Here is a 24931-nt window from a genome sequence, read left to right on the forward strand (position 1 = left end):
TACTGGCGCGGCTTCGCCGCGCAAAGTGAGGGCTCCGCCACCACACCCCCGGAAAGCCATGCATCAGGCAGGCTGCCCATCGCCTACCCCTCCCTCACCCGCACCCCCGGCGTGATCTTCACCGTCCACGCGCCCGACGGGGTCCGGTTCAGCACCTGTACGCGGATGGGCTCGCCCGGCACCGTAAAGCTCTCGCCCTCCCGCACCGGTGCGTCCGCGAGCGGCGGGTAGACCGACTTCTCCCAGCACGCCTCGGAGTCCGGGTGGGCATCGAGGACCTCGACGGGGCCGTGTCCGGGCGTCGGCTCGTTCCGTACCCGGTAGACCAGGACGCCCTCGGTGCAGGTCGCCTTGTCGTTGCCGACCGGGCCGCGGGCCTCGATGGCGATCACCGAGCCGCGGCCGGTGCGTACCACCGCGAGCTTGGAGCCGCCGCTGTGGCCGTGGGCGGGCTGGGCCGCGAGCGGCTCCAGGGTGACCAGGGTGTCCCCGTCGCCCCGAATACAGTGCACCTGGTCGTCGCCGAGCCAGCCGAGCTTCCACTTGTGCCAGCCGAAGAAGTCGGGGGCAAGGCCGAACTGGCTGCCCATGAGGTCCCAGTCGCCCACACGGGTATCCCAGTCGCCCTTGCCGTCCGTCGGCCGGTGATAGAGGTCGGGCAGGTCGAACACGTGCCCTGTCTCGTGGGCGAGCACATTGCGGTCCGGCGGGTGCTGCTCGAAGACGGTCACGATCCGGCGCAGCTCCGTACCGTCGGCGCTCAGTGGCTGCTCGAAATTGACCACTTTGGTGGCGTCCGAGTCCACCCCGGGTGCGTCCGGATCGGCGACGAAGTACACGACGTCGTACTTGCCGTAGTCCACGTGCGGGTCGGCCGCGGCGACGGCGTCGCGCACATAGCGGCCGCGCTGTTCCGGGTCCCAGTCCCGCGCTATGCCGTACGAGTGCGAGTCGGCCGGCATCTCGATCCACCAGTGTCGCGGGTGCGCGCGCAGCTGGAACCGGCCGTAGGAGGCGCGCTCGAAGAAGCGGCTTGTCTCCGGGAAGTAGTCGTCGGTCAGCTCCAGGGTGGAGATGCCCGGCTCGGCGTCGGGGAAGGAGAGGAAGACCATCAGGGCGTCGAGTCTCCGGTCCGGCCTGGGGTAGGCGCTGTTCCAGGTGTCGGTGCCCTCCGAGTGGTGGGCCGCGGTGCGCTCGAGCACGCAGCCATCGGCGGGCTCGGCGTTCGCCGGTCCGGCCGCGAGCGAGGTGGCCGCCAGGGCCGTGAGGGAGGTGAGGACCGCTGCGAGTCTGTGGGCACGCGGGGAGAGCTCTGCTTCTCGGGGTTCACGGTGGGAAGAATCCTCTTCACGAGGGTGACCTCCGAGGGGGAGCTGACGCAGCACGTGGACCTCCGGGCACTGGCGGCGGAACGCCCACCCAGCCTGTTGCGGTTTGTTGAAGTTCGCCCTGTTTCGGTGCCCCAACCGAGTGAGCGACGCGCAACCCCAGATGTCACCGAGAGTCATAACTAGCGGAAACGGAAAGGAAAGCGAGAGGAAAATGGATCATGTTCCGCCAGTTCACGGCACGACTGGAATCCGAGTCGGGCAGAAGCGGTCCGGCGCCGCACGCCCCCATCGGCAACACGGACGGGGGCGGGTACCTCCGGAGTGCTGACTGCTGTGGCGAAGCTGGATCGGCTCTCCGACCAGCCTCTATGGTTGGCACACTTTGCGGCCGACCCGCCTCGGGAGCCGCCCCGGGAACTGCCCCGGAGCTCCCGACCAGGCCTGCCTCAATTGCCCCAACTGCCAGAGCTGTACGACCTGTACGACCCGTGCGAGACCAACTGCCCTGCGGGAGCGAGCGGTGAGCGGAACGTCCGAAGGACCGGCGCCCACGGCAGCGGCGGCCACCGATGCCGTCGGGCCGACCCCGACCCGGCCGAAGCCTGCACAGCGGCCGGCGACCACGGAGCGTCACAGCCCAGAATGTGTCGGCCCCGGCGCGGCCGAGCTGCACGATTACCGCGCCGCGTTCCAGGTGGCCCACTTCGCCATGGCCGTCCTGGACCGCGAGGGACACGTCACGTCCGCAAACGATGCCCTCGGCGCGCTGCTCGGCACCCCGGCCGCGGAGCTCGCCGGACAGCCCGCGGCCGACCTGGTCGACCTGACCTCGGACGCGCTCACCTGGCACGCGTACCGCGATGTGCTCCGCGGCCGCCGGGCGAGACTGCGCTGCACCCGACGCCTCAAGCACCCCGACGGGCACGCCCTGTGGGCCCAGGTGACCGTCGTGCCGGTGCCCGGCAGCGCCACGGTGCTGCTCTCGGTCGCGGACATCAGCGCCCGCCGCGAGCTCCAGGCCCAGCTGCGCCATCTCCAGATGCACGACCCGGTGACCCGGCTGCCCAACCGGACGCTGTTCTTCGAGCGGCTCGCGGCGGCCCTGGAGACGGCCTCGTACGAGGACACGGCGACGACCGGCCGGATCGGCCTGTGCTACCTCGACCTGGACGGCTTCAAGGCGATCAACGACACGCTCGGACACCGCACCGGCGACCGGCTGCTCACCGCCGTCGCCGGGCGCCTGCTGCGCTGCGCGGAGCTGGCCGGGTACGGCAGGGACGGCACCCCGCTGGTCGCCCGGCTCGGCGGCGACGAGTTCGCGCTGCTCGTCGAGGACTCCACCGGCACCGAGCAGGTCGCGGACCTGGCCGACACGGTCCTGAAGCAGCTCCAGCAGCCGTTCGACCTGTCCGGGCAGCGGCTCTCGCTGTCGGCGTCCATCGGCGTGGTGGAGCGCCGCGCGGCCGGGACCAGCGCGACCGCCCTGATGCAGGCCGCCGACACCACGCTGTACTGGGCGAAGGAGGACGGCAGGTCCCGCTGGACGCTCTTCGACCCGGAGCGGAACGCGCACCGGATGACCCGACAGGCGCTCGCCTCCACGCTCCGCCCGGCCGTGGAGCGGGGCGAGTTCGCCCTCGAGTACCAGCCGCTCGTGGGCATGGAGGACGGCGGGGTCAGCGGGGTCGAGGCGCTGGTGCGCTGGCACCACCCGCAGTTCGGCACATTGGCGCCGAATCGGTTCATCACACTGGCCGAGGAGGACGGCTCGATCGTGCAGCTCGGCCGCTGGGTCCTGCGCACGGCTGCCCACCAGGCACGACGCTGGCAGCTCGAACACCCGGACGCGCCTCCGGTGTTCGTGAGCGTCAATGTGGCGGTGCGCCAGGTCTGGGACTCCGACCTGGTCGCGGACGTCGCGGAGATCCTGGCGGAGACCGGGCTCGCCCCGCACCTGCTTCAGCTCGAGCTCACCGAGTCCGCGTTAATGGGCTCCGCGGGCCGCCCGCTACAGGCTCTCCAGGAGCTCAGCGACATGGGCGTGCGCATCGCCATCGACGACTTCGGCACCGGCTACTCGAACCTCGCGTATCTGAGCCGGTTGCCCGTCTCCGTACTGAAGCTGGACGGGTCGTTCGTCCGCGGCTTCCAGTACGAGACGGCCGACGAGCACGGGCACCCCAACCCCGCGGACGAGATGATCGTCGAGGCCCTGGTGCAGCTCGCCCACAACCTGGGCCTGACGGTCACCGCGGAGTGCGTGGAGACCGCGAACCAGGCGGACCGGCTCCGCCGCATCGGCTGCGACACCGGGCAGGGGTGGCTGTACTCGCGGGCGGTGCCACCGGATCGTATCTCCCGGCTGCTCGCGTCCGCGGCGCGATTGGCCGGTCTGCGGTGAGCCGGGAGCCGTCCGCCGCAGGCGTCAGTCGGCGGTGAGCGCGGGCATCCCGTAGGCGTCCGCGATCAGTTCGTACGAGCGGACGCGGGCCGCGCCGCTGTGGGCGTTGGCGGTCAGCATCAGCTCGTCGGCGCCGGTGCGCTTCTGCAGGTCGTCGAGGCCGGTGCGGACCTCGTCCGGGGTGCCGTGCACGACGTTCGACAGCCAGCTGTCCACGAACTCCCGCTCCATCGAGCTGAAGTCGTACGCCGCCGCCTCCTCCGGCGTCGGGATGAGGCCGGGCCGTCCGGTGCGCAGACGGACCATCGACAGGGCGCCGGTGAGCACCTGGCGCCGCGCCTCGGCTTCGTCGTCGGCGGCGAGCGCGGAGACGCCGATCAGGGCGTACGGCTCGGCGAGGACCGCCGAGGGGCGGAACGATTCGCGGTAGAGGTCGAGCGCGGGGATGGTGTTCCGCGCCGAGAAGTGGTGCGCGAAGGCGAACGGCAGGCCGAGCATCCCGGCCAGGCGGGCGCTGAAGCCGGAGGAGCCGAGCAGCCACACGGAGGCGCGGTCCGGGGACTGCACCCCACCGGGCGCGGTGGCCTGGACCGGTCCTGGCACCGCGTGGATACGGGCGTACGGGTGGCCGTCGGGAAAGTCGTCGTCCAGGAACCGGGCCAACTCCGCGAGCTGCTCCGGGAATTCGTCGGCGCCTTCGTCGAGGCGGTCCGTGCGGCGCAGCGCGGCCGCGGTGGCCCCGTCGGTGCCCGGGGCGCGCCCTAGGCCGAGGTCGATCCGGCCCGGGGCGAGCGCCTCCAGGGTGCCGAACTGTTCGGCGATGACGAGGGGTGCGTGGTTGGGCAGCATCACGCCGCCCGAGCCGAGGCGGATGCGGTCGGTGTGGGCGGTGAGGTGGGCGAGGATCACGGCCGGGGACGAGGAGGCGACGCCGGGCATGGAGTGGTGCTCGGCGACCCAGTAGCGGTGGAAGCCGCGGGACTCTGCGAGCCGGGCGAGCGCGACGCCGGTGCGGAGCGCCTCGGAGGCGGTGGTTCCGGCACCGACGGTGGTCAGGTCCAGGACGGAGAGGGGGACGGGGGCCTCGCCGTGGGTCCGGCCGTGGATTCCGTTGCTCACCGGGGTGCCTCCTGTGGGTGCGTACGCCTTGCTCGTCTCCGAGGACGTACGCAGAACAGGAGGCACTCTCCGTTTATTCCGGGCGGTCCGGGAACCCGGGGAGCCGGGGCCCGGGGCCCGGGGTCCGGCGATCAGGTGGTCAGTCCCGCACCTGCACGATCGGCTCCCGAGTGAACAAGGACCCCAGAGCGGGAGCGTGCACGCGGCGGTCGGCCAGGCGGAGGGCCTCCCAGACCGTGACCTGGTTGGCGGTCAGGACCGGCTTGTCGAGGGCCTTCTCCAGGTCCGGCAGGTACGCCGCGGTGTGCAGCGCCGTGTCCGGCAGGAGCACCGCCTCCGCGTCCGGATGGTCGCCGCCACGGGCGAGCGCGAGCACCTCGTCGTACCCCCAAGTGCCCACCTCCGCAGCGGTGATGATGCCGCTTCCGCGCATCCCGACCACCTCGATGCCCGCGGCGCCCAGGAACTCCACGAAGTGCTCCGCCACGTCCTCCGGATAGGTCGCCGCCACCGCGACCCGGGTGGCCTCGGTCTCCCGTACCGCGTGGACGAAGGCGAACGACGTGCTGGACGCGGGCATCCCCGCCACCTTGGCCAGGTCCCGCACCTGCTCGTGCGCGCCCTCCCAGCCGAAGACGAAGCTGCCACTCGTGCAGGCCCAGACCACCGCCTCGGCCCCGGCCAGGCGCAGCTCCTCGACCCCGGCCGCGAGGCGCTCCGGTCCGCCCATCTTCAGGAGCGCGTCGACGCGGTGGGCGTCCTCACCGATGTCCGTGTGGACCAGGGCGAGTCGGATGTCGCTGGCGAGCAGCTGCTCGATGCGCGGGTACTCGTCCTCGGCGGAGTAGCCCGGGTAGAGGAATCCGAGTGCGGTCATCTGGCGGCCTCCGTGTGTCCGATGCGCTGTGCGGTGCGTTGACGCTCTACCCGTGCGGGCGCTGTTTCGCTCGCGATTGCCGTGCCCTTCCTACTCCGGGTACTCGGGGTAGTCGCGGAACCCGGGCGACTCCGGGTACTCCGGGTACTCCCGGAAGCCGGGTGACTCCGGGTACTCCCGGAACGCGGGCGGCTCCTGGATCGCCGTCGGCGGATCCTGTACGGCCGTCGGGGGCTCGGGCAGTCCGGTCGGAGGCTCCGGGAAGCCGGACTGCGGCTCCGGGAAACCGGTCGGCGGTTCCTGCGGGACCGTCTGCGGCTCGGGGAACCCCGTGGAATCCTGCGGCGCCGGCGGTTCCGGCAGCGGGTGTTCCGGAAGCTGCTCGGGGAGCTGCTCCGGGAACTGGTCGCGCAGCCGATCCGCCGCCAGCATGCGCCGCGCCGACAGGTCGATCAGGGCCTGGTAGGGCCCGACCGCGGTGGCGCCGAGGTGGCGCAGGGCGGCCCACATGGTGACCTGGTTCGCGGAGATCACCGGGATTCGCAGCTCCGCTTCCAGCTGCGGGATGGCGTCGTACGTCGGCAGGTTGGTGCAGCTGATGAAGAGCGCGTCGGCGCTCTTCGGCACCGCGTACCGGGCCATGTCCACGACCTCGCGGTACGAGACCTTCCAGATGTGCCGGGTCAGACCCAGGTTCGACCGGCCCACGACCTCGACCCCGGCCTCGGCCAGGAACTCCTCGAGGGCGTGGGTCACCGACTCCGTATACGGCGTGACCAGCGCGATGCGCGCCGCGTCGAGCTCCTCGAGCGCCTCGATGAGCGCGCCGGAGGTGGTCAGGGCGGGCACCTCGGCGGCCGCTTCCATGGCCGCGCTCATGGTGCGTTCGCCGATCATGCCGTCGACGAAGCTGCCCGAGGTACACGCGTACGCGATCACTTCGGGCTCGGCCGCGCGCAGCGCGCGGACCGCCTCGTGCAGCGTCTGGTGCTCGCTGACCAGGCGTGCCAGGTCGAGGCTGACCTCGACCGGGACGTATGGCGTGCGCGTGAGCATCAGTGAGATCTCGTCCGGGACCCAGCGCCACAGCTCCCGGTCGAGCGCGAAGTCAAAAGGGGCGACGATGCCGATGCCGCGTTGTGGGTGGGGACCACCCAAGATGGAGACGTCCATGACTGGCCCTGTTTCTGAAGATGAGGCGGTTGAAAGGGCCGGCCGGGGGCCGGGATGGATCGATGGGTGCCGGCGCGCGCCGGGACGTCGGGACAGAGGCTGCGCGGACGTCGGGGACGACGTCTTCGGACACTTCAATTGTGCCCTTGTTGACGAAGGTAGATTCGGCTGCCAGCGTGGTCAATCGCCCATCTCATACGGGTCCGGCCGATTTCTACCAGGGAAGCGGATACGCATTGCAAAACGGTTTCCCACCGATGTCCGACGTCACCCTTCTGGTCCTGGACGCGGACCCTCCGCCCCGGCTCGGCAGCCTCACCGGACGCGTCCGGATCCTGCACGCCGACGAGTCCACCCTCGCCGAACAGCTGCCCCTCGCCGACGTCCTGCTCGTCTGGGACTTCACCTCGCACGCGGTCCGGCACGCCTGGCCGGGGCCGGGTCCGCGGCCGCGCTGGGTGCACACCGCGAGCGCGGGCGCCGACCATCTGCTCTGTCCCGAACTCGTCGAATCCGACACCGTGGTGACCAACGCTCGGGGGATCTTCGACGGGCCCATCGCGGAGTACGTCGCGGGCCTCGTGCTCGCCCACGCCAAGCAGCTGCCGCGCACCCTCGAGCTGCAGCGGGAGCGGCGCTGGCAGCACCGCGAGACCCGGCGGGTGTCCGGGACGCGCGCGTGCGTGGTGGGTTCGGGCCCGATCGGGCGGGCGATCGAGCAGACCCTGAAGGCGCTCGGCATCGAGACCGCCCTGGTGGGCCGCACCGCGCGGAGCGGGGTGCACGGCCCGGAGGATCTGGACCGGCTGCTCGCGGGGGCCGACTGGGTGGTGTGCGCGGCGCCGCTGACGGACGAGACGCGGGGGATGTTCGACGCCCGCCGCTTCGGCCTGATGCAGCCATCGGCGTACTTCATCAATGTGGGCCGCGGTCAGCACGTGGTGGAGTCCGACCTGGCCGAAGCCCTGGAGAAGCGGTGGATCGCGGGCGCGGCGCTCGATGTCTTCGAGCGGGAGCCGCTGCCCGACGACAGCCCGCTGTGGCAGGCGCCGGGGCTCTTCGTGTCCCCGCACATGAGCGGCGACGTCATCGGCTGGCGGGATGAACTCGGGGCCCAGTTCGTCGAGTTGTACGAGCTGTGGGAGGCGGGCAAGCCACTCCCGAACGTGATCGACAAGAAACGTGGGTACGTACCCGGGCATTAGGGCCGGACGGCGGTCAAGGCCGGACGGGCCCCAGTGATCTGTTGTTGCACGGTTTCGACCCTCGGGAGAGTGCATGACCGACCCCTGCAAGCTCACCGCGAACCAGCTGCTCGACGGCTACCGCGCCGGCGAGCTCAGCCCCGTGGACGCGACCCGCGCCGCGCTGCGGCGGATCGAGGAGACCGAGCCCGCCGTCAACGCGTTCGTGCGCGTCGACGCCGAGGACGCGCTCGCGCAGGCCGAGCTCTCGGAGCGGCGCTGGCAGGCCGGCGAGCCACAGGGACTGCTCGACGGGGTGCCGGTGTCGGTCAAGGACATCCTGCTGCAGCGCGGCGGCCCCACGCTGCGCGGCTCCTTGGGGATCTCCCGGCACGGCACGTGGGACCAGGACGCGCCCTCGGTGGCCCGGCTGCGGGAGCACGGCGCGGTGTTCCTGGGCAAGACGACGACGCCGGAGTTCGGCTGGAAGGGTGTCACGGACTCGCCGGTGAGCGGCGTGACCGGCAATCCGTACGACCCGGCGCGCACCGCGGGCGGCTCCAGTGGGGGCAGCGCGGCGGCGGTGGCGCTCGGCGCGGGCCCGGTGTCGCTCGGCACGGACGGCGGCGGGAGCGTGCGCATCCCCGCGTCGTTCTGCGGGGTCTACGGGCTCAAGGCGACGTACGGCCGGGTGCCGCTGTACCCGGCGAGCGCCTTCGGCACGCTCGCGCACGTCGGCCCGCTGACCCGGGACGCGGCCGACGCCGCTCTGGTCCTTGACGTGATCAGCGGCCCGGACCCGCGGGACTGGTCCGCACTCGCGCCGCCCGCGGGCAGCTTCCGTGACGCCATCGCCGACGGGGCGGACGGGGTGCGGGGCCTGCGCGTCGCGTACTCGCCGAACCTGGGCGGGCAGGTGGCGGTGGACTCGGAGGTGGCGGCCGCGGTGCGCCGGGCGGTGGAGCGGCTCGCGGCGCTCGGGGCGTACGTCGAGGAGGCCGACCCCGACTTCAGCGAACCCGTGGACGCCTTCCACACGCTGTGGTTCAGCGGGGCGGCCCGGGTGACGGAGCACTTCACGCAGGAGCAGCGGAGGCGGCTCGACCCGGGGCTGCGGGAGATCTGCGACCGGGGGGCGCGGTACAGCGCGCTCGACTATCTGGCGGCCGTGGACGTACGGATGGATCTGGGCCGGCGCATGGGCCTGTTCCACGAGACGTACGACTTGCTGGTGACGCCGACGCTGCCGCTGACCGCGTTCGAGGCGGGCGTCGAGGTGCCCAAGGGCTCGGGGCACCGCCGCTGGACGGGCTGGACCCCGTTCACGTACCCCTTCAACCTCACGCAGCAGCCCGCGGCGTCGGTGCCCTGCGGGGTCGACGCCGAGGGACTGCCGATCGGGGTGCAGCTGGTCGCCGCGCGGCACCGGGACGACGTGGTGCTGCGGGCCTCGCACGCGCTGTACGAGGCGGGGGCGGCGGAGATTCCGCCCCCGGAGACGGTTACGCCCGCCGGAAGTTGAGGGTCTCCCCCAGGGCTCCGGCCCGCCACAGGTCCTGACAGGCCTCGGCCATCCGGTCGAGGCCGTCGACCACCTGGCCCCAGACGATGCCGGGGATCCAGCCGACGTCGGCGTTGATCAGCAGGTTGTTCCGCTCGTAGAACAGGGCGAGGTCGACGATCGTGCCGCGCTGTTCCTTGTCGTAGCCGTACGCATTGGTGCCCAAGTGCGTCTCGGAGAAGGTGAAATAGCAGAGGTCGCCCGGAATCGGGGTAATGGTGGAGTTCTCAAGGGGCGGCTCTTGCGGGGCGAAGGCCGGGAAGAGTGCGTAGATCTCATTACGCGCGTACTTGGCGTGGTAGACGTCGGAGCCGAGCGGGAGCGCGTCCCACACCGCCTGACAGGTGATCGGAGCCCGGTCGTCGAGGAGCTTCGCGGTGCAGCTCACACCGCGCTTGTCGAGGGACACTTCGATGTGGCGGTCGGTCATGCGCCTTCCTGCTCCCTTGCGTTGATCAGTTGGTTGCGCCCACCCCTCGTACTTGCCCCTCGGGCCACCTCCCCAAAGGTCAATTGTCGCGGCCGACGCGAGTCACGAGACTCATGACATACCGCACGGCCTGCTCCGCTGTGCTCTTGGGCCTCTCAGCGGTGAAGCCGGGCCACTGGTCGACAACCACGGGGAAAAACGGTGCCGATGAACGAGACACGGGTGCGGCGTTCAGCACCCAGGACCCTCGCCGTGGCGGCGCTCGCCGCGGCGTCCCTGGCCGCGAGCACTCCGGCGCTCGCCGCCGACTCCGCGCCCGCGCCCGCGCCCGCGCGGAGCCACGTCACCGCCGTCGAGACCGCGGACGTCACCGCGTCCGGCCTGCCCAAGAAGTGCGCCCTGAAGGTGCAGTACAAGGGAAAGCAGACCTGGTGGGCCAAGGCCGAGGGCGATGCGTACCGCGTGGGCGAGAACGGCAGCCAGAGCAAGTGGTCCAAGAAGGTCAAGAGCTGAAGCGGGGTCAGGCATGAGGACCAATGCGATGCGTACGACGACGGCCGCCGCTCTTGCCGCGGGCGTACTCACCACACTGTCCGTGACCGGCACCGCCACCGCCGCCGACGCCGACGCCGACGCCGACACCGGAGTCAAGGCCGAGCACGGCACGGTGAGCACAGCCGCCGCGCCCCAGGACGTCAAGCCCGCCTACATCCCCCGGGACTGCAAGGCGAAGGCCGTGGTCAAGATCTCCAAGAAAAAGAAGGCCGTCGCCGGGGGCGCGAAGATCAGCTGCAAGAAGTGGAAGCGCCACCAGATCCAGGCGATTCTCTTCAAGAACGGCAAGGGATACGACGACCAGGTCGCCCGGGGTCCGGAAAAGGGGCGGAAGGACTGCAAGACGCAGAACCGCTGTGGCGTCTACACCAAGGCGGTGAAGGACCGGAAGGGGAGTCAGAAGTGGTGCGTTCGCGCTGAATTCTTCCTCGCCGGAAAGAGCACCATCAAGTGGTCCTGCAAATATGCGTGATCGAGCTGCCGAGGAGCCCACACTCATGACGTCTTCCGCTCTGCCCATCGCCCCCCGGAGGGACCGCGCCACCAGTACGGCCCGGCGAGCCGTCGTCGGAGTCCTCACCGTCGTCACGGCCGCCACGCTCAGCCTCGGCGCGACGCCCGCGGAAGCCGCCACGGCGACGAAGAAGTGCCGCAGCGGGCCCGCGAACTGTGTGCTCACCAAGTACCACCCCCGCAAGGGAACGGTGACGGTCAAGGTCAACAACTGGGGTCACAGCAAGAACTACCTGTACGGCTGGGACATCCGCCACAAGGGAAAGATCAAGTGCTGGGGCGAGGTCCGGGAACACTGGAAGACCAAGACGTTCAAGTGCAAGAACATGCCCAAGGGAAAGCTGCGCCTGACCGTTCCGCACCGCAAGGGCACCACTATCTCCATGAAGTGGTGACAGGCCGCGTATAAACGCAGCCAGCGACGCCCGGTGTCTTATCCGTGCAAAACGGACGGACGCCGGGCGTTTCGCGTGCCCTCCTGGAACGAGCGAATAACTTCGGCCAACTCGGGTAGCCGCGCGGCCATGGCTCCACGACTTGGGAACGACTCAGAGAGCACGAGAAAGCTACGCCCCGACTTGCGGCGCAGGTCGCTGCTGACCGGCGCCGCCGTGCTCGGCGCCGCGGGGGCGCTGGGCGCGGCGGGGTGCAGCCGTGTGTCAGCCACGGGCGCGATCGAGGGAGGCGACCTTCTCGACCGGCTCCGGGACGCGAAGACCGTCCGCGTCGGCATCGCCAGCGAACCGCCGTTCGGCTACGTCGACAAGGACGGGCAGGCCACCGGCCAGGCGCCGGAGATCGCCCGCGTCATCTTCAAACGCCTCGGAGTGCCGAACATCAAGGCCATTCCAACGGAGTTCGGGGCGCTCATTCCCGGACTGCAGGTGCAGCAGTTCGATGTCATCTCCGCCGGGATGTACATCCAGCCGGACCGTTGTTCGCGGGTGCTGTTCTCGGACCCCGACTACCTGATGCTGGATGCCTTCGTCGTGAAGAAGGGGAATCCACAGGGGATCAAGACCTACGAGGACATCGTCAAGAAGGGCCTCAAAATGGCCACCGGTTCCTCGTACGCCGAGTTCGCGTACGCCGAGGCGGCCGGGGTCAAGGACATCTTGCCGCTGCCCGACCAGGTGGCAGGTCTCGACGCGGTGAAACAGGGCCGGGTGGACGCCTTCGCCGGGACGAACGTGACCGTCAAGGGCGTGGTCAAGGGAAACCCCCGCGTCGAGTCGACCGAGCCGTTCCAGCCCTACGTCGACGGCAAACCGGCGTACGGCGCGGGCGGATTCGCGTTCCGGCAGTCCGAGAAGAGACTGCGGGACGCGTTCAACGAGGAGCTCCACAAGCTGAAGCGCAGCGGTGAGCTCCTGCGTATCGTCCGGCCCTTCGGCTTCACGGAGGACGAGATGACGGACCTGACCGCAGAGGAGCTGTGCGGCTGATGATGACGTCAAAGTTCCTCACCGAGTGGTTCCTGCCAGGAATCTGGGTCACCATCCAGGTCACGGTGCTGAGCGCGGCGGTCGCCTTCGCGATGGCCTTCTTGATCGGCATACTGCGCTCGTCCCGCTTCTGGGTCGTGCGGTTCGTGGCCGGTATCTACTTCGAGCTGTTCCGCGGCACCTCGGCGCTGGTCCTGATGTTCTGGATGGCCTTCGCCCTGCCCTTGATGCTCGGCTGGCAGTTCATGCCGATGGCCACCGGTGTCCTGGCACTCGGCCTCACCTATGGCGCGTACGGCTCCGAGGTGGTGCGCGGCGCGCTCGCGGCCGTCGCCCCGGCGCAGCGGGAAGCGGGCATCGCCCTCAGCTTCACGCCGATGCAGCGGTTGCGCCGTATCGAACTGCCCCAGGCCTGGCCGGAGATGGTTCCGGCGTTCAATAACCTGCTGATCGAGCTTCTGAAGGGTACGGCCCTGGTGTCGACCATCCTGGTCGCCGACATGACCTTCTCGGGCAACCTCTGGCGGCTCGCCACCAATGAGAGCGCCCCCGTCTACACCATCCTGCTTGTCCTGTACTTCATCCTCGCCTTCGTCCTGACGCGGGGTATGCGGGTGCTCGAGCGGCACGCGAAGTCGAAGATCGGGCAGGCGCCCGAGAAGACCGGCCTCTTCGCCGGTCTGCGGGCCAAGCCCTCGACCGATGTCGTCACGGGCGCGGGAGGTGTCAAGTGAACTGGGACTGGAGCGCCGTAGACGCCTTCCTGCCGACGTTCTGGGACGGCGTACTCGTCACCCTGCAGGCGCTGCTGTGGGGCACGCTGATCGCCTTCACGCTCGGCCTGGTCTGGGCCATCGCCCAGCGGTCCACACAGAAGTGGATCAGCTGGCCGGTGACCGCGTTCACCGAGTTCATCCGGAACACGCCGCTCCTTGTGCAGCTGTTCTTCCTCTACTTCGTGGTGCCGGAGTGGGGGCCGTCGATGTCCCCGCTCACCACCGGCATCGTCGGCCTCGGTCTGCACTACTCGACCTACACCGCCGAGGTGTACCGGGCGGGCATCGACGCCGTGCCGGTCGGCCAGTGGGAGGCCGCTACCGCGCTGAGCCTCCCGCGCGGCCACACCTGGCGGGCGGTGATCCTGCCGCAGGCGATCCGCCGCGTCATTCCCGCACTGGGGAACTACGTCGTGGCGATGCTCAAGGACTCTCCGATGATTTTCGTCGTCGGTGCCCTGGAAATGCTCGGCGAGGGCCGCACCTTCGCCAACGAATCCGCCGCCTATGTCGAGGCCTACACGATCGTCGGCATCGCCTTCATCCTCATCGCCTACCCGGCTTCCGTACTCCTCCGATCCCTGGAGCGTCGCCTTGTCCGCTGACAGCAATCTCTCGAAGGAAACACCCAGCCCCGCGGCGGACGGCACTGAGCTGATCCGCTTCGACAAGGTCACCAAGCGGTTCGGCAGCAACACGGTCCTCGACCAGCTCGACTTCTCGGTCGACTCGGGCAAGCACGTCACGCTGATCGGCCCTTCGGGCTCCGGCAAGACGACGATCCTGCGCCTCCTGATGACCCTGATGAAGCCCGAGGAAGGCACCATCAAGGTCGCCGGCCAGTACCTCACGCACGAGGAGCGGGCCGGCAAGCTCGTCCCGGCGACCGAGAAGCACATCCGCGAGGTGCGCAAGAACATCGGCATGGTGTTCCAGCAGTTCAACCTCTTCCCGAACATGAAGGTGCTGCGGAACGTCACCGAGGCCCCGGCGCAGGTGCTCGGCCTGTCCAAGGACGAGGCGGACGAACGCGCCCGCGAGCTGCTCGAGATGGTCGGCCTGACCGAGCACCTCGACAAGTACCCGACGCAGCTCTCCGGCGGCCAGCAGCAGCGCGTCGCCATCGCGCGGGCCCTGGCCATGCGCCCGCAGGTGCTGCTCCTCGACGAGGTCACCTCGGCGCTCGACCCGGAGCTGGTGGCCGGTGTGCTCGACGTCCTGCGCGACATCGCACACTCCACGGACATCACGATGCTCTGCGTCACGCACGAGATGAACTTCGCGCGGGACATCTCGGACCAGGTCCTGATGTTCGACTCGGGCCGGGTCATCGAGTCCGGCCCGCCCGAGAAGATCTTCGGCGAGCCGGACCACGAGCGGACCCGGGAATTCCTGAGCGCCGTGCTGTAACGAACACCGGGCCGAGCGGCCGCAGTTCACCCGCTTTATGCCGCAATGCCAGGGGCCGGGTTCCCGCCGATGGGCGGGAGCCCGGCCCTTTTTGTGCTGTGCTGCTGTGCTCCGCTCAGGGCATTGCCCTTAAGAACAACTCCCTTAGGAACAACTCCCTTAGGTCCAATAGCGACCGGGAAAGGGGCTGTTGAAGAATCTCAGGGCCGGCATCGAAAAGCTTCCCTTCCCGCCCGAGATTCCGCGGAGGACTTCCTCGTGACGTCGACCCTCACCCACCGCCCCGCCACCCGCCGCCCCCGCGCCGCACGGGCCGCGGCCATGGGCCTGGCCGCCGCCGCGTCCATCAGCCTGATGGGCGCCGCCGCCCCGGCCGCCACCGCCACACCCTCCGTCGGTGCCGACACCGTTGCCGCGGACAAGGTCGTCGGCAAGCACAAGTACGGCAAGTGGGTCACGGCCGGCAAGACCAAGTGCCGCTTCTACATCGCGCTCGGCGTGAGCAAGAAGACCGCCAACGCCGCGGGCTCGGGCCACTGCAAGAAGAAGAGCGCCCAGGTGGTCGTAGCCGCGGTGTCCATCAACAACCAGAAGATCAAGCACACGACCCAGCGGGGCATCTCCAAGCACGTCTACACCAAGGCCGTGAAGCTGAAGAACCCCAAGGGCGAGCAGAAGATCTGTGCCTTCGGCTGGGTCAACCACCCGCTGGTCGATTCCAACCCGAAGCGCAGCGAGGCGAAGGTCTGCATCAAGGCCTGACCCGTCCGCCCCACCGTCTCCACGAAGGCCCGCCGGTCGCTGGTGCTCCCGGCGGGCCTTCGCGTACCCCCAATGGCGCATATCGCACACATCATCGGGAAGCTGGGGCTGCACACCCGCATATGAAGCAGCGGTGATCTCCGTCGTGCACCACGACGTGATATGCCCGAAGCAGAATCCACAGCAGCGGCAGACGGGCCACAACGAGACAGCTATAGGCGGGCCATAGCGCCCCGCATAAGCTGGGCCATCGCACTCAAGGGGGCCACGTTCACGCCAGAGCGAGCGTGACCCTCCGCCATTCCCTCAAACACGGACGATGACAAAGGCATATGCCATGGTGGTACGTGCCTGTTGACAGGGTGTCCATGAAGTCGACTCGCGTCATCAATCTCGTCAACGGCCCCTCCACAGCGAGCCCTTGGACGCTATCGTGGTAGTGAGCCCAGCTGTCCGGAACCGGTCCATGCAGGGGGATACCGTGGCGCTGAAGCCAGACCCGACCGCGCCGTACCACTCGGTGCAACAGGCCCTGCGAGTGCTCGAAGCCGTGTCGCGGCACCGCACCGGTGTGATCGACGCCCAGATCGCCCGCGAGACCGGCCTGCCACCGAAGGCACTCCGATCCCTGCTCCTGATGCTCCGCCGCGAGGGGTACGTCCAGCAGGTCTCCGACGGCGCGTACGTCACCGGCGACACCCTGAACCGCCTCGGCACCGCATCGGGCCACGACCAGGCGATAGAGGAGAAGCTCCAGGCCACCCTCGACCGGCTGCGCGACTCGGTCGGCGCGGCGGTCTACATCAGCCGGTACATCGACGGCGAGGTCAAGATCACGCAGTACGCGGCCGGACCCGGCACGCCCGCAGTCAACGAGTGGGTGGACTTCCGCTCCGCGGCCCACGCCAGCGCGGTCGGCAAGAGCCTGCTCACCCAGCTCGACATGAACGGCCGCCGCGACCACCTCTCCCGCCACAAGCCGGCCCGCCTGACCTCCCGGACGATCACCAACGAGCGGCTGCTCTTCAGCAAGCTCGACTCCCAGCCACCGACGGTCCCGGTCCTCGACCTCCAGGAGTACGCGGTCGGCACGGTCTGCGCCGCGGTCCCGATCACCGCGGGCGCCTCGGTCGGCTGCCTGGCCCTGTCCATGCCCATCGAACACGCCCACCGCCTACGCCAGGCCGCGGACACCCTGAACCGCGGCGCGGCCCCGGTCCTGCTCTCGCTGGCGCTCTAGGCAACCAGCCGGGCGGCAGCACGGGAGGTGGTCAGGAGCACCCCTCCGGACCGGGTATGATTTTCCGGTCAGCAGGCGCCGCTAGCTCAGTTGGTTAGAGCAGCTGACTCTTAATCAGCGGGTCCGGGGTTCGAGTCCCTGGCGGCGCACTACGCGATTAGGTCGCTGACCTGGGGTCTCTCGGTTTTCCGAGGGGCCCTTTTCGCGTCCCCGGGGGCGGCTGGGTGATCGCGCATGGGGCCGGGATGGGTCCGTGCGCCGGGGCTGCGTCGGTGGTGGGGCCAGCTGGTCGCGGGCGGAGCTCCTGCCCGGCGGCCGCGGATCTGACCTAGGCAGTCTCCGCACGCGATCCGCCGGGAAGGTCCTTAGCAAGCGACTTCGTTCATGACCCGCCGGACGCTATTCGGACGCTATCTAGAGCGCGGCCAGGCCGAGGAGGGCCGTCCGGAAGGGGAGTACGGGGCTTGCGGGGAGGGGCTGGGGCTCATCGCCGCGGCCGGTGTGCGTGGCCGGGACGACGCGCAGGGCCGTTATGCCGTCGGCGGCCCAGGGTGCGCCGCTCGCGCCGCCCGTCGCCGGGAGCGACAGCGTCATACGGCGGCCGTCGGGCAGCGTGGTCTCGACCTTGCTCGCGTCGTCGTTCATCTGCATACCGAACTCTCCCCCGTAGACCGGTAGTTGTCCTAGTTGTCCTGCCCAGCAGAACGGCTACGCGGGCGAATTGGTTCCCAGCCGCGCCCGTACGGTCTTGCCGACCCCGTCCCGTACGAACCAGGTCAGCTCCTCCGCGAGCCCCGCAACCAGGAGCAGCCCACGCCCCCGCTCCGGAACCAGCCCCGGCGGCCGGATCCGCGCGGCCGGAAACCCCGGGAAGTCCCGCACCGGGTCCGACACGTCGACGGTCAGCCCGCCGTCACCCTCCACCTCCGACCGCGTCAGCCGCAGCCGCAGCTCGTGCCCGGGCAGGCAGCCGTGTCGCACGGCGTTCGTGACGAGCTCCGAGACGACGAGCACGGCGTCGTCGATGTCCCCGGGCCATGCCCAGAGGGTGAGTCGGCTGCGGGTGTGGAGCCGGGCGAGGCGGGGGCTGCAGCGGGTCAGGGGGTAGCCGGCGGACCAGGTGGTGGGGGTGAGGAGCATGAGGGGTTCCTCCCTTGGGTGCTGGGTCGTCCAACCACCGTGGACAACAGGCACGTTCGATCACAATCGAATCGGCAACGAATATTCACCGAGCACAAAAGTGGACTATGCGCACGTCTGCGCAAACCGCCACCGCGCCCGCACGCGCGGTGCCAGACTCCAAGCAGAGCGGCAAGCAGGACGCACAACAGCGCATAGGCGGTGCACATGGCAGCCAAACGCGGGCGCACAGCCCAACGCCTCGAACTCGGCCTACAGCTACGTCAGCTGCGCGAAAACTGCGGTCTTGGCGACCGGGGCGGGGGCCTTACCAGGAAGCAGGCGATCCAGGGGACGCGGCTCTCCGAGGCCGCACTCCAGCGGGTCGAGACAGGCGCCCTCAACTTCCGCAACGTAGGGGACCTGAAGAAGCTCCTCGACAAGTACGGAGTCACCGACGAGGAGTTCATCGACTACCTGGTCGACCTCAACCGCGAGTCCGGCCAGCGGGACTGGCTCACGAAGTACTTGGGCCTCATGCCTGCCGGGATGCCAGCGTTCGTCGGCCTGGAGCCGGAGACCGTCGAGATGAAGGCGTACCACCCCACGCTGGTGTACGGGCTGCTCCAGACGGAGCGGTACATGCGGGCGCTCCACACGCGCCAGAAGCCCATCGAGGACACAACCTGGGAGGAGATCGAGAACAGCATCGCGCTCAGGCTCAAACGGCAGCAGGTGCTCACCAGAGAGGAGCCCGTGAGGCTGCGAGCGATCCTTTGGGAAGCCGCCCTGCGCTATCACGTCGGTGGTGCAGAAGTGATGCGCGAGCAATACGCCAAACTCGCCGAGGTGGCAGCGTGGGAGCATGTGACGCTCCAGTTGCTGCCATTCACATCGGGCTACCGGAGCACTTATGACTTCGCGATCCTCGACTTCGGCGACCGGTTCCCACCACAGATTCAAGTTGACAACGCGTGGGGCATGGTTGCCACGTCGGACAAGCCTCGTGAAGTCGCCCGGTTCAACCGGAGGTTCGACGCCATGGTCGCCAATGCCCGCCCTCCAGAGGACACCCCAAAGATTCTGCATGAACTCGAACGGGAGCTCTAAGCACATGCCTTCACGTAACGACACTGCCGCCATCGCCCAGCGGACCTGGCGCAAGTCCTCCTACAGCGAACCGCAACTGAACTGCGTCGAGGTCGCAGACCTAGCACCCGGCGTCGCCGTCCGCGACTCCAAGAACCCCACCGGCCCCGCCATCCAGATCCGCCCCACCACCTGGACGGCCTTCATGACACATCTCCGCACCATGTAACACGAACCGGCCAATGAATGACGACTCGGGACACTAGGTCCGGCCCTAACCCGGAACTGCGGGCTCGGTGCCTTTAACGGGTCCTCCCAAGATGCCGAGGACGTTCTTGAGGGCGGAATCCAGCATGCCGAACTCGTGCTCCCAGTCGCCATCGCATTGATCCGCATACCAATCGTCCAGGCGACTAATCAGTTCTGGGTTATCCATCAGGCGTAATCTCCCAAGGTGCAGCCGGGCAAGTCCTAGCGGGTCAGAAGTGACGTAGGCGCCGGTTGTCGGGTCAAGTGACCGACGGCACAGCGGGAGAGGGGAGATGCATCCCGTTTCCTACTCGGTCAACTGCGCCTGGTCGGCTTCCTCGCTGAGCACTTCGAAGATCTCGTAGTCCCACTCAGCTGCGAGGGGGTCGAGTCGGAACGGCACCCGGGCCATGGTCTTGCCAGGCCCCTGCTGCTGGATCGCCAACCCACCGAATTCGGTGAGGAAATGCCGAGCCGCCTCGTGGATCTCGAAGCCGTCGTGCTCGTACCGCGTTCTCCCATTCCGTCGTGGGCACCGAGCGGCCGGAGCCGGGAGGGGTGGTCAGCCAGGCGCGGGACGGCCCGCGATGCGGCGGAGTTGTTACACGAAGCGGAAGGTGGACGTGATGGCGTCGAACATGTCGAAGAAGGAGTCTGCCAGGTCCAGGACCTGGCTGCTGCCGGATACCAGCGCCACCATGCCCTCCTGTTCCGGGACCGGGATGAAGGTCTGCATCAGGACCGCCCGCACGGTGCGTTCGTCGCCGGGGATGGTGACGTCCTCGATTCCGTAGGTCCGTGCCACGGCGCCCACTTGCGGGATCTCGACGGTGGTGACCTTGCGCCATGCGTCGCCTTCGCGCCGAGCTTCCCGGGGGCTGATCTGCTGGGCGATGAGTTGAGGGTCGGTGGGCAGGATTTCGCCGTCGTCGGTGCGGGCGCCGATCACCGATACGGTCACCGAGCCGGTGACGGGCGCTTCGCCGCCGAAGGACTCCGCCATGCAGCCGCAGTACAGCGAGCCGGACTGCCAGGCGTCGCGGGCGGCCTTCTGGAGAAACGAGGTGAAGGCGTCGCGATGGTCGGCCAACTCCGGGCGTTGCCGGACGCGTTCGTTGACCAGCTCCCGGATGGTCTGGTCGCGTGATGCGGGGCGGATGTCGAACTCCCACCAGGACTGCGGCACCTTGATGTGGAATCCGTTGCGCTCGATGGTCTGTGCTTCGCTTCTACGGCTCATCGTCTGCTCCCCTTCGCCTCCACGGCCCGATCTCGTCGCCGGGGCGACTGCCCACCTTACGGGCGGGCAGGATTGCGGTGGTGTGGTGGTGCGGTGGTGGTGCAGGCTCGTAAGCTGGTTGTTCGCGGACGACGTCGGTGACGGCGGCGTCGTGGAATCCATGGAGAGCTTCGAGTCGAACTGGGAAGACGGCCGCGGCGACATCGACAAGCAGCTGTCCGGACTGGCCGACATGGCCGACACCGTGTTCCGCGAAGCGACGAAAGCCGACCTGGACCTTGCGAAGTCCCTTGAGAAGGGGGCCAAGTGAGCTCGTAAAAGGGTCCTGCTTTAGTCCTTGTGGGCCGCGACCGGCCGTCGCCGGTCGACCGGCTGGCGACAGGCAGCAAACACCCAAGCGCCTGGCCATGCACGGGAAACGACGCCGCGAACTCCACGACACCTTCCTCCCGTTGAAGGTTCCCCTCCTCGGCCGGGGCGGTAGCCGTCGAACCCGGAGGCGAGATCCGCGACAGCGGCTGGGTGCCGAGCTCGACGGCGACTGTTGAAGGGCCGCCGAAGGGGATGCGGCTGACCGTATACAAGGAACGCCCGTACTTCGGCGCCCAGTTGGCTTCACCAACGACGACGGCAGTCGTCCATCCAGATCGTCCGGATCGCGCTGGAGCTGAGCTGGTGGCCTGGATGCCGATGCTCGCCCTGACCGGTCGGCCCCGCTTGTGGGAGCCCCCCGAGCGATGTGCTGTGTATCGCGATCAGCCGAGGCCCGCGTATTCCTGGAAGCGAATTTCCGATCCGGCCCTGTGAGGGTGCTCACCCGCTCGGATGCGCTCGGCGAGCCAACTCATCGCGAGGGTGGGCATGGTGAGTTCATGAACAACACACCTCACCTCAAGAAGGCCGTTTCCCTGATGCCGCGAGTATTCGCGGTGAGTGCCGCCGTGGGCATCGCTTGTGCGACGGGGGTGGCGACTGCCACATCCGCCGTGGCCGCGACCCCCGCCGCGCACGTCGCCACAAAGGCCACCCCGGCCTACGGTGGCGGCGGGCACGGTGGCGGGGGCGGGGACGAGCTCCAGTGCGGTAACGGCCTCCTGCCCATCCTCAACTTCTGCAACTGACCGACAGCCGAGGGCATTTCCTGCCCGCACACCACACAACCACATATGGATGAAGTCCACCCACCACCCCCAGGGCGGTCAGGAACAGGGGCAGGAACCCTCTCCCTGACCGCCCTGCCGACCACTAGCGAAGGCCTGCGCCCACTGCTCCGGCCGTGGCGCCTCCGGTGGGTGAGCAAAAGACGCGAAGAGTGCTCCTGTCTGCAACCATGGGATTTGTCCAGGTCCAATTGGCAGTGTGCTGCTGGTGGAGACGGTCCGCAACTCCAGGCTGGATAAGACGTGGGCATGCTGCGGCCCGCGCTCAAGTCCGGCAACGCGTGAGGACGTTGGCCGGTTCCACGAGTTCGTCGACCCAACGCGCCGTTCTGCCGCCGAACTCCCCTTCAACGGCGCGGACATCATCCTGCGTCGCTACCACTTCGGGCACCCCGCGGTTCCCTTTGAGTTCGACATGCGAATTCTCGCTGGACCAGGCCCGATTCAGCCTGGCTCAACATGAGTTGGCAGATGAGTTGGCAGATGGGGAAAGGCCCTCGCGTGCGCGAGGGCCTTTCCTGTGTCCGGGCCGTGTGTCCGGGCCGTGCGTCCGGCGAAGTGTCAGGCGAAAGCGACCCGTGCCACCGTGTCCAGGCGGTCCTCGTCCAGGAGCGCCCGGCAGCGGAAGCGCTGGAGCTTGCCGCTCGGGGTCTTCGGCAGCACGCCGCGGCGGACGAAGAGGCACTCGGAGAGGGCCAGGCCGGCCTTCTCCAGGGCCAGGGCGGCCGCCTCATCGGCTATGGCGGCGAAGTCGCCGGATGCGCCCTTGGGCTCCAGGAGCAGGACGAAGCGCGAGGAGCCGGAGCCGCCGGCGTCGACCACCGCGGCGCACCCCTTGCGCACCGTGGTGAGCGAGTCGATCGCCGCCTCGATCTCGGCGGCGTACACCTTGCGGCCGCCCACGGACAGCATGTCGTCGGCGCGCCCCATGACATAGAGCTCGTCGTCGTGCATGAATCCGAAGTCGCCGGTGCGGAACCAGCCGTCCTGGAAGCGGTCGGCGGTGCGCTCCGGGTCGCCGTAATAGCCATCGGCGAGGCTTGGGGAGGACACTCGGATTTCTCCGACCGTGCCGGGAGTGCCTGCGGCCACCTCGATGCCCGGAAGCGCGACCCCGTTGGAGACCAGGATCGTCGCTCCGGGCCTGTCCGGGTCGACCTCCACGACCTTTCCGTCGAGCAGTGCCGCGCCGTCGCAGGCCAGCGAGCGGGCGGGCCGGCCCCAGGGCTTCGCCGTGACCGCGAGGGTGGCCTCCGCCATGCCGTAGGCGGGCTGGAAGGCGGTGGCCGCCAGACCGTACGGGCGGAACTTCTCCGTCGCGGCCGTCAGGACGTCCCAGCCGATGCGTTCCGCGCCGACCACCGCGGTGCGGAGCTTGAGCTCGCGCGGCAGGTCCGCGCGGCCCTGGGCGCGGGTGGCGAGGTAGAGGGCGGTGCTCGTGGCCGTCGTGATCGTCGCCCCGTACTCGGACATGTCACGGAACCAGCTGCGCGGCGCCATGCCGAAGCGCTCCGGGGTCGACAGGACCAGATCGAAGTCGTACGCCCAGGGGTAGAGCAGGGCGCCGAACATCCCCATGTCGTGGGAGAGCGGGAGCCAGGAGGAGAAGACGTCGGCGCCGGGGCGCCCGCCCGTCAGATGGAGGATGATCTCCATCTGCTCCTCGATGCTCCGGGTGGTCAGGGCACAGCCCTTCGGGGTGCTGGTGCTGCCGGAGGAATATTGGATGAAGGCGAGGTCGTCGGGGCCCGGTGGGCTCGGCTCGAAGGGTCGAGGTCGAGGGCCGGAGCCGCGCAGGGAGGACCAGCTGCGGACCGGGAGCTGGCTGCTGAGCTCTTCCGGTACGAGGGGGGTCAGCCACTCGTCGGTGAGGACGAGCGTCGGGTCGAGGCGGGCCGCGAGGGCGGTGAGCTGGGCGGTGAACTCCTCGGAGCTCTGGCCGCGGGTCGGCAGGGGCAGGGAGGCGACGGCGCCGCCGGCCAGCCAGACGGCGAGCAGGCCGCGGACCACGTCGGGGGTGTTGGTGAGGATGGTGGCGACTCGGGTGCCCGGCGTGACGCCTAGCCGACGCAGCTCCGCGGCCATGCCGTGCGCTTCCTTGACGACCTCGCGCCACGGCGTGTGCGTGAACGCGTCGCCGGTCCACTCGTGCAGGACGCCGCGGGAGGTTCCGTTGGTCAGGGCGTCGAAGAGGTGCATGGGTGCGCTCCTCGCATTCTCTGTCTCGTGGCAGGTGAACCATTTCGGGTGCGGTACGTCGGTCACTCCACGTCGACGAGTGACAGGTCGTCCTTGCGGGCGCTGCGGGAGCGCTCCGCCATGGGAACCAGGTTCTGCTGGCTTTCGAGGAGCTCGCGGTTGCTCAGGGAGGTGCCGGTGACGCGGCTGACCCCGGCCTCGCGCATGGTGACCCGCTCGGGGTCGATCCGGATGACCTTCCTGGCCAGGCCCGTCTTCTCCATGGCCCAGATGGCGATGGCGGTGAGGTCGACCTCGTACCACTTCATGCCGTGCCGGGCGGAGCGCGGGAAGGCGTGGTGGTTGTTGTGCCAGGCCTCACCGAACGAGGCGAGCGCCAGCCAGGCCACGTTGCGCGACTCGTCGGTGGTGTCGAAGCGTCGGCGCCCGAAGTAGTGGCCGACCGAATTCACCGCGTACGTCACATGGTTGACCAGGAAGATACGGACCAGGCCGCCCCAGAGCAGCGCGGTCAGCGCCCCCCGGACGGAACCGCCGGTGATGGCGAAGCCGAGCACGCCCGCGAAGAGCACGCCGCCGACGGTGACGAGGAGCAGGTGCTCGCTGAGCCAGCGCAGCGGCTTCTCGCGCACCAGGTCCGGGCAGTAGCGCATGGGTTCCGACGTGAGGTCCTCGTTGAAGAGCCAGCCCAGGTGGGAGTGCCACAGGCCCGCGAGGGCGCCCTTGAACCCCGGCTCGAAGTCGAGGTGGGGGCTGTGCGGGTCGCCCTCCTTGTCGGCGACGCGGTGGTGCTTGCGGTGGTGGGCCGCCCAGATCAGCGGCGGGCCCTGCCCGGCGATGGCCCCGGCCGTGGCGAGCGCGACCCGGATGGGCCCCGGCGTCTCGAAGGAGCGGTGGGTGAGCATGCGGTGGTAACCGGCGGATATGCCGAAGATGGAGATCGAATACATGATGACCAGGACCACGAGGTCCGACCATCCGAAGACGCTGTTCCACAGCAGCACCATGGCGCCGATGACGGCGACGAGCGGGACGATGGATGCGCCCAGCATGAACCAGCGGTGTTCTCTGCCGTCCATGTGACCCTCACTTCTC

General features: G+C 69.1%; 27 protein-coding genes, 1 tRNA gene and 1 pseudogene. 17 read left to right on the top strand and 12 right to left on the bottom strand.

Annotated elements, in window-relative coordinates; genetic code table 11:
* Positions 1 to 83: 83 nt before the first annotated feature.
* Positions 84 to 1508 (bottom strand): M6 family metalloprotease domain-containing protein, encoded by a 1425-nt coding sequence (locus ACWD10_RS14680; RefSeq protein WP_451090691.1) that lies wholly within the window; start codon positions 1506 to 1508, stop codon positions 84 to 86.
* A 343-nt stretch (positions 1509 to 1851) separates the two neighbouring features.
* Here ACWD10_RS14680 and ACWD10_RS14685 point away from each other — a divergent pair, with 343 nt between their 5' ends.
* The gene (locus tag ACWD10_RS14685; RefSeq protein WP_451090693.1) at positions 1852 to 3735 is read left to right on the top strand and encodes a putative bifunctional diguanylate cyclase/phosphodiesterase; all 1884 of its coding nucleotides are present in this window, start codon (positions 1852 to 1854) and stop codon (positions 3733 to 3735) included.
* A 24-nt stretch (positions 3736 to 3759) separates the two neighbouring features.
* Here the strand turns inward: ACWD10_RS14685 and ACWD10_RS14690 are convergent, their stop codons facing one another.
* From ACWD10_RS14690 to ACWD10_RS14700, 3 genes are all read right to left on the bottom strand, one after another.
* Positions 3760 to 4854: an LLM class flavin-dependent oxidoreductase gene (locus tag ACWD10_RS14690; protein ID WP_451090695.1), complete on the bottom strand. Its 1095-nt coding sequence runs from the start codon at positions 4852 to 4854 to the stop codon at positions 3760 to 3762.
* A gap of 139 nt (positions 4855 to 4993) precedes the next feature.
* Positions 4994 to 5731 carry a maleate cis-trans isomerase family protein gene (locus ACWD10_RS14695; RefSeq protein ID WP_451090697.1) on the bottom strand — a complete coding sequence of 246 codons (738 nt, stop codon included), beginning with the start codon at positions 5729 to 5731 and terminating at the stop codon, positions 4994 to 4996.
* Positions 5732 to 5821: 90 nt separating this feature from the next.
* Complete coding sequence (locus ACWD10_RS14700; protein ID WP_451090699.1) at positions 5822 to 6904, bottom strand: aspartate racemase/maleate isomerase family protein; 1083 nt, start codon at positions 6902 to 6904, stop codon at positions 5822 to 5824.
* A gap of 257 nt (positions 6905 to 7161) precedes the next feature.
* Between ACWD10_RS14700 and ACWD10_RS14705 the strand changes: the two genes are divergently transcribed.
* Positions 7162 to 8109 (top strand): D-2-hydroxyacid dehydrogenase, encoded by a 948-nt coding sequence (locus tag ACWD10_RS14705; RefSeq protein ID WP_451090701.1) that lies wholly within the window; start codon positions 7162 to 7164, stop codon positions 8107 to 8109.
* Between the two features lie 73 nt (positions 8110 to 8182).
* Complete coding sequence (locus ACWD10_RS14710; protein WP_451090703.1) at positions 8183 to 9610, top strand: amidase; 1428 nt, start codon at positions 8183 to 8185, stop codon at positions 9608 to 9610.
* Here ACWD10_RS14710 and ACWD10_RS14715 read toward each other — a convergent pair.
* Complete coding sequence (locus ACWD10_RS14715) at positions 9591 to 10079, bottom strand: DUF3830 family protein (RefSeq protein WP_451090705.1); 489 nt, start codon at positions 10077 to 10079, stop codon at positions 9591 to 9593. The two genes, ACWD10_RS14710 and ACWD10_RS14715, sit on opposite strands and share 20 nt — an antisense overlap.
* 207 nt (positions 10080 to 10286) lie before the next feature.
* Between ACWD10_RS14715 and ACWD10_RS14720 the strand changes: the two genes are divergently transcribed.
* The 10 genes from ACWD10_RS14720 (at position 10287) to ACWD10_RS14765 (ending at position 16929) form a co-directional block, all read left to right on the top strand.
* Positions 10287 to 10592, top strand: a complete 306-nt coding sequence (locus ACWD10_RS14720; protein WP_451090707.1) for a hypothetical protein — start codon at positions 10287 to 10289, stop codon at positions 10590 to 10592.
* Between the two features lie 28 nt (positions 10593 to 10620).
* Positions 10621 to 11106, top strand: coding sequence for a hypothetical protein (locus ACWD10_RS14725; protein ID WP_451090709.1), 486 nt, complete (start codon positions 10621 to 10623; stop codon positions 11104 to 11106).
* Between the two features lie 25 nt (positions 11107 to 11131).
* The gene (locus ACWD10_RS14730; RefSeq protein WP_451090711.1) at positions 11132 to 11542 is read left to right on the top strand and encodes a hypothetical protein; all 411 of its coding nucleotides are present in this window, start codon (positions 11132 to 11134) and stop codon (positions 11540 to 11542) included.
* Between the two features lie 129 nt (positions 11543 to 11671).
* Positions 11672 to 12592 (top strand): ectoine/hydroxyectoine ABC transporter substrate-binding protein EhuB, encoded by a 921-nt coding sequence (gene ehuB, locus ACWD10_RS14735; RefSeq protein ID WP_451090713.1) that lies wholly within the window; start codon positions 11672 to 11674, stop codon positions 12590 to 12592.
* Positions 12592 to 13326, top strand: coding sequence for an ectoine/hydroxyectoine ABC transporter permease subunit EhuC (gene ehuC, locus ACWD10_RS14740; RefSeq protein WP_451090715.1), 735 nt, complete (start codon positions 12592 to 12594; stop codon positions 13324 to 13326). Before ehuB ends, ehuC begins: the two co-directional genes overlap by 1 nt.
* The gene (ehuD, locus tag ACWD10_RS14745) at positions 13323 to 13973 is read left to right on the top strand and encodes an ectoine/hydroxyectoine ABC transporter permease subunit EhuD (protein WP_451090717.1); all 651 of its coding nucleotides are present in this window, start codon (positions 13323 to 13325) and stop codon (positions 13971 to 13973) included. The genes ehuC and ehuD overlap by 4 nt, the downstream gene beginning before the upstream one ends.
* Positions 13963 to 14778: an ectoine/hydroxyectoine ABC transporter ATP-binding protein EhuA gene (ehuA, locus tag ACWD10_RS14750; protein ID WP_451090721.1), complete on the top strand. Its 816-nt coding sequence runs from the start codon at positions 13963 to 13965 to the stop codon at positions 14776 to 14778. Before ehuD ends, ehuA begins: the two co-directional genes overlap by 11 nt.
* A 258-nt stretch (positions 14779 to 15036) precedes the next feature.
* A complete protein-coding gene (locus ACWD10_RS14755) occupies positions 15037 to 15540 on the top strand; it encodes a hypothetical protein (protein WP_451090723.1) in 504 nt (167 codons plus the stop codon).
* Between the two features lie 481 nt (positions 15541 to 16021).
* A complete protein-coding gene (locus tag ACWD10_RS14760; protein WP_451090725.1) occupies positions 16022 to 16780 on the top strand; it encodes an IclR family transcriptional regulator domain-containing protein in 759 nt (252 codons plus the stop codon).
* 75 nt (positions 16781 to 16855) lie between these two features.
* Positions 16856 to 16929, top strand: a tRNA-Lys gene (locus ACWD10_RS14765).
* 265 nt (positions 16930 to 17194) lie between these two features.
* Here ACWD10_RS14765 and ACWD10_RS14770 read toward each other — a convergent pair.
* Entirely contained in the window at positions 17195 to 17431 is a 237-nt protein-coding gene (locus ACWD10_RS14770; RefSeq protein WP_451090727.1) for a hypothetical protein, read from the bottom strand.
* 57 nt (positions 17432 to 17488) lie between these two features.
* Positions 17489 to 17920, bottom strand: a complete 432-nt coding sequence (locus ACWD10_RS14775) for an ATP-binding protein (RefSeq protein ID WP_451090729.1) — start codon at positions 17918 to 17920, stop codon at positions 17489 to 17491.
* A 207-nt stretch (positions 17921 to 18127) separates the two neighbouring features.
* Here ACWD10_RS14775 and ACWD10_RS14780 point away from each other — a divergent pair, with 207 nt between their 5' ends.
* Positions 18128 to 19009: a helix-turn-helix domain-containing protein gene (locus ACWD10_RS14780; protein ID WP_451090731.1), complete on the top strand. Its 882-nt coding sequence runs from the start codon at positions 18128 to 18130 to the stop codon at positions 19007 to 19009.
* A 4-nt stretch (positions 19010 to 19013) separates the two neighbouring features.
* Positions 19014 to 19217 carry a DUF397 domain-containing protein gene (locus ACWD10_RS14785; RefSeq protein ID WP_451090733.1) on the top strand — a complete coding sequence of 68 codons (204 nt, stop codon included), beginning with the start codon at positions 19014 to 19016 and terminating at the stop codon, positions 19215 to 19217.
* Between the two features lie 45 nt (positions 19218 to 19262).
* Here ACWD10_RS14785 and ACWD10_RS14790 read toward each other — a convergent pair whose 3' ends face one another.
* From ACWD10_RS14790 to ACWD10_RS14800, 3 genes and pseudogenes are all read right to left on the bottom strand, one after another.
* The gene (locus ACWD10_RS14790; RefSeq protein WP_451090735.1) at positions 19263 to 19424 is read right to left on the bottom strand and encodes an Imm53 family immunity protein; all 162 of its coding nucleotides are present in this window, start codon (positions 19422 to 19424) and stop codon (positions 19263 to 19265) included.
* Between the two features lie 120 nt (positions 19425 to 19544).
* Positions 19545 to 19736, bottom strand: a pseudogene (locus tag ACWD10_RS14795) (SUKH-3 domain-containing protein); the annotation flags it as partial.
* A gap of 102 nt (positions 19737 to 19838) precedes the next feature.
* Complete coding sequence (locus ACWD10_RS14800) at positions 19839 to 20477, bottom strand: hypothetical protein (protein ID WP_451090737.1); 639 nt, start codon at positions 20475 to 20477, stop codon at positions 19839 to 19841.
* Positions 20478 to 20595: 118 nt separating this feature from the next.
* Between ACWD10_RS14800 and ACWD10_RS14805 the strand changes: the two genes are divergently transcribed.
* Together ACWD10_RS14805 and ACWD10_RS14810 are read left to right on the top strand one after the other, a co-directional pair.
* On the top strand, positions 20596 to 20787 hold the full coding sequence (locus ACWD10_RS14805) for a hypothetical protein (protein WP_451090739.1): 192 nt from the start codon (positions 20596 to 20598) through the stop codon (positions 20785 to 20787).
* Between the two features lie 562 nt (positions 20788 to 21349).
* Positions 21350 to 21598: a hypothetical protein gene (locus ACWD10_RS14810; RefSeq protein ID WP_451090741.1), complete on the top strand. Its 249-nt coding sequence runs from the start codon at positions 21350 to 21352 to the stop codon at positions 21596 to 21598.
* 600 nt (positions 21599 to 22198) lie between these two features.
* Here the strand turns inward: ACWD10_RS14810 and ACWD10_RS14815 are convergent.
* Together ACWD10_RS14815 and ACWD10_RS14820 are read right to left on the bottom strand one after the other, a co-directional pair.
* Positions 22199 to 23836 (bottom strand): AMP-binding protein, encoded by a 1638-nt coding sequence (locus tag ACWD10_RS14815; protein ID WP_451090743.1) that lies wholly within the window; start codon positions 23834 to 23836, stop codon positions 22199 to 22201.
* A 62-nt stretch (positions 23837 to 23898) separates the two neighbouring features.
* Positions 23899 to 24915: an acyl-CoA desaturase gene (locus ACWD10_RS14820; protein ID WP_451090745.1), complete on the bottom strand. Its 1017-nt coding sequence runs from the start codon at positions 24913 to 24915 to the stop codon at positions 23899 to 23901.
* Between the last annotated feature and the right edge of the window lie 16 nt (positions 24916 to 24931).

The sequence above is a fragment of the Streptomyces sp. NPDC002851 genome (assembly GCF_053591935.1).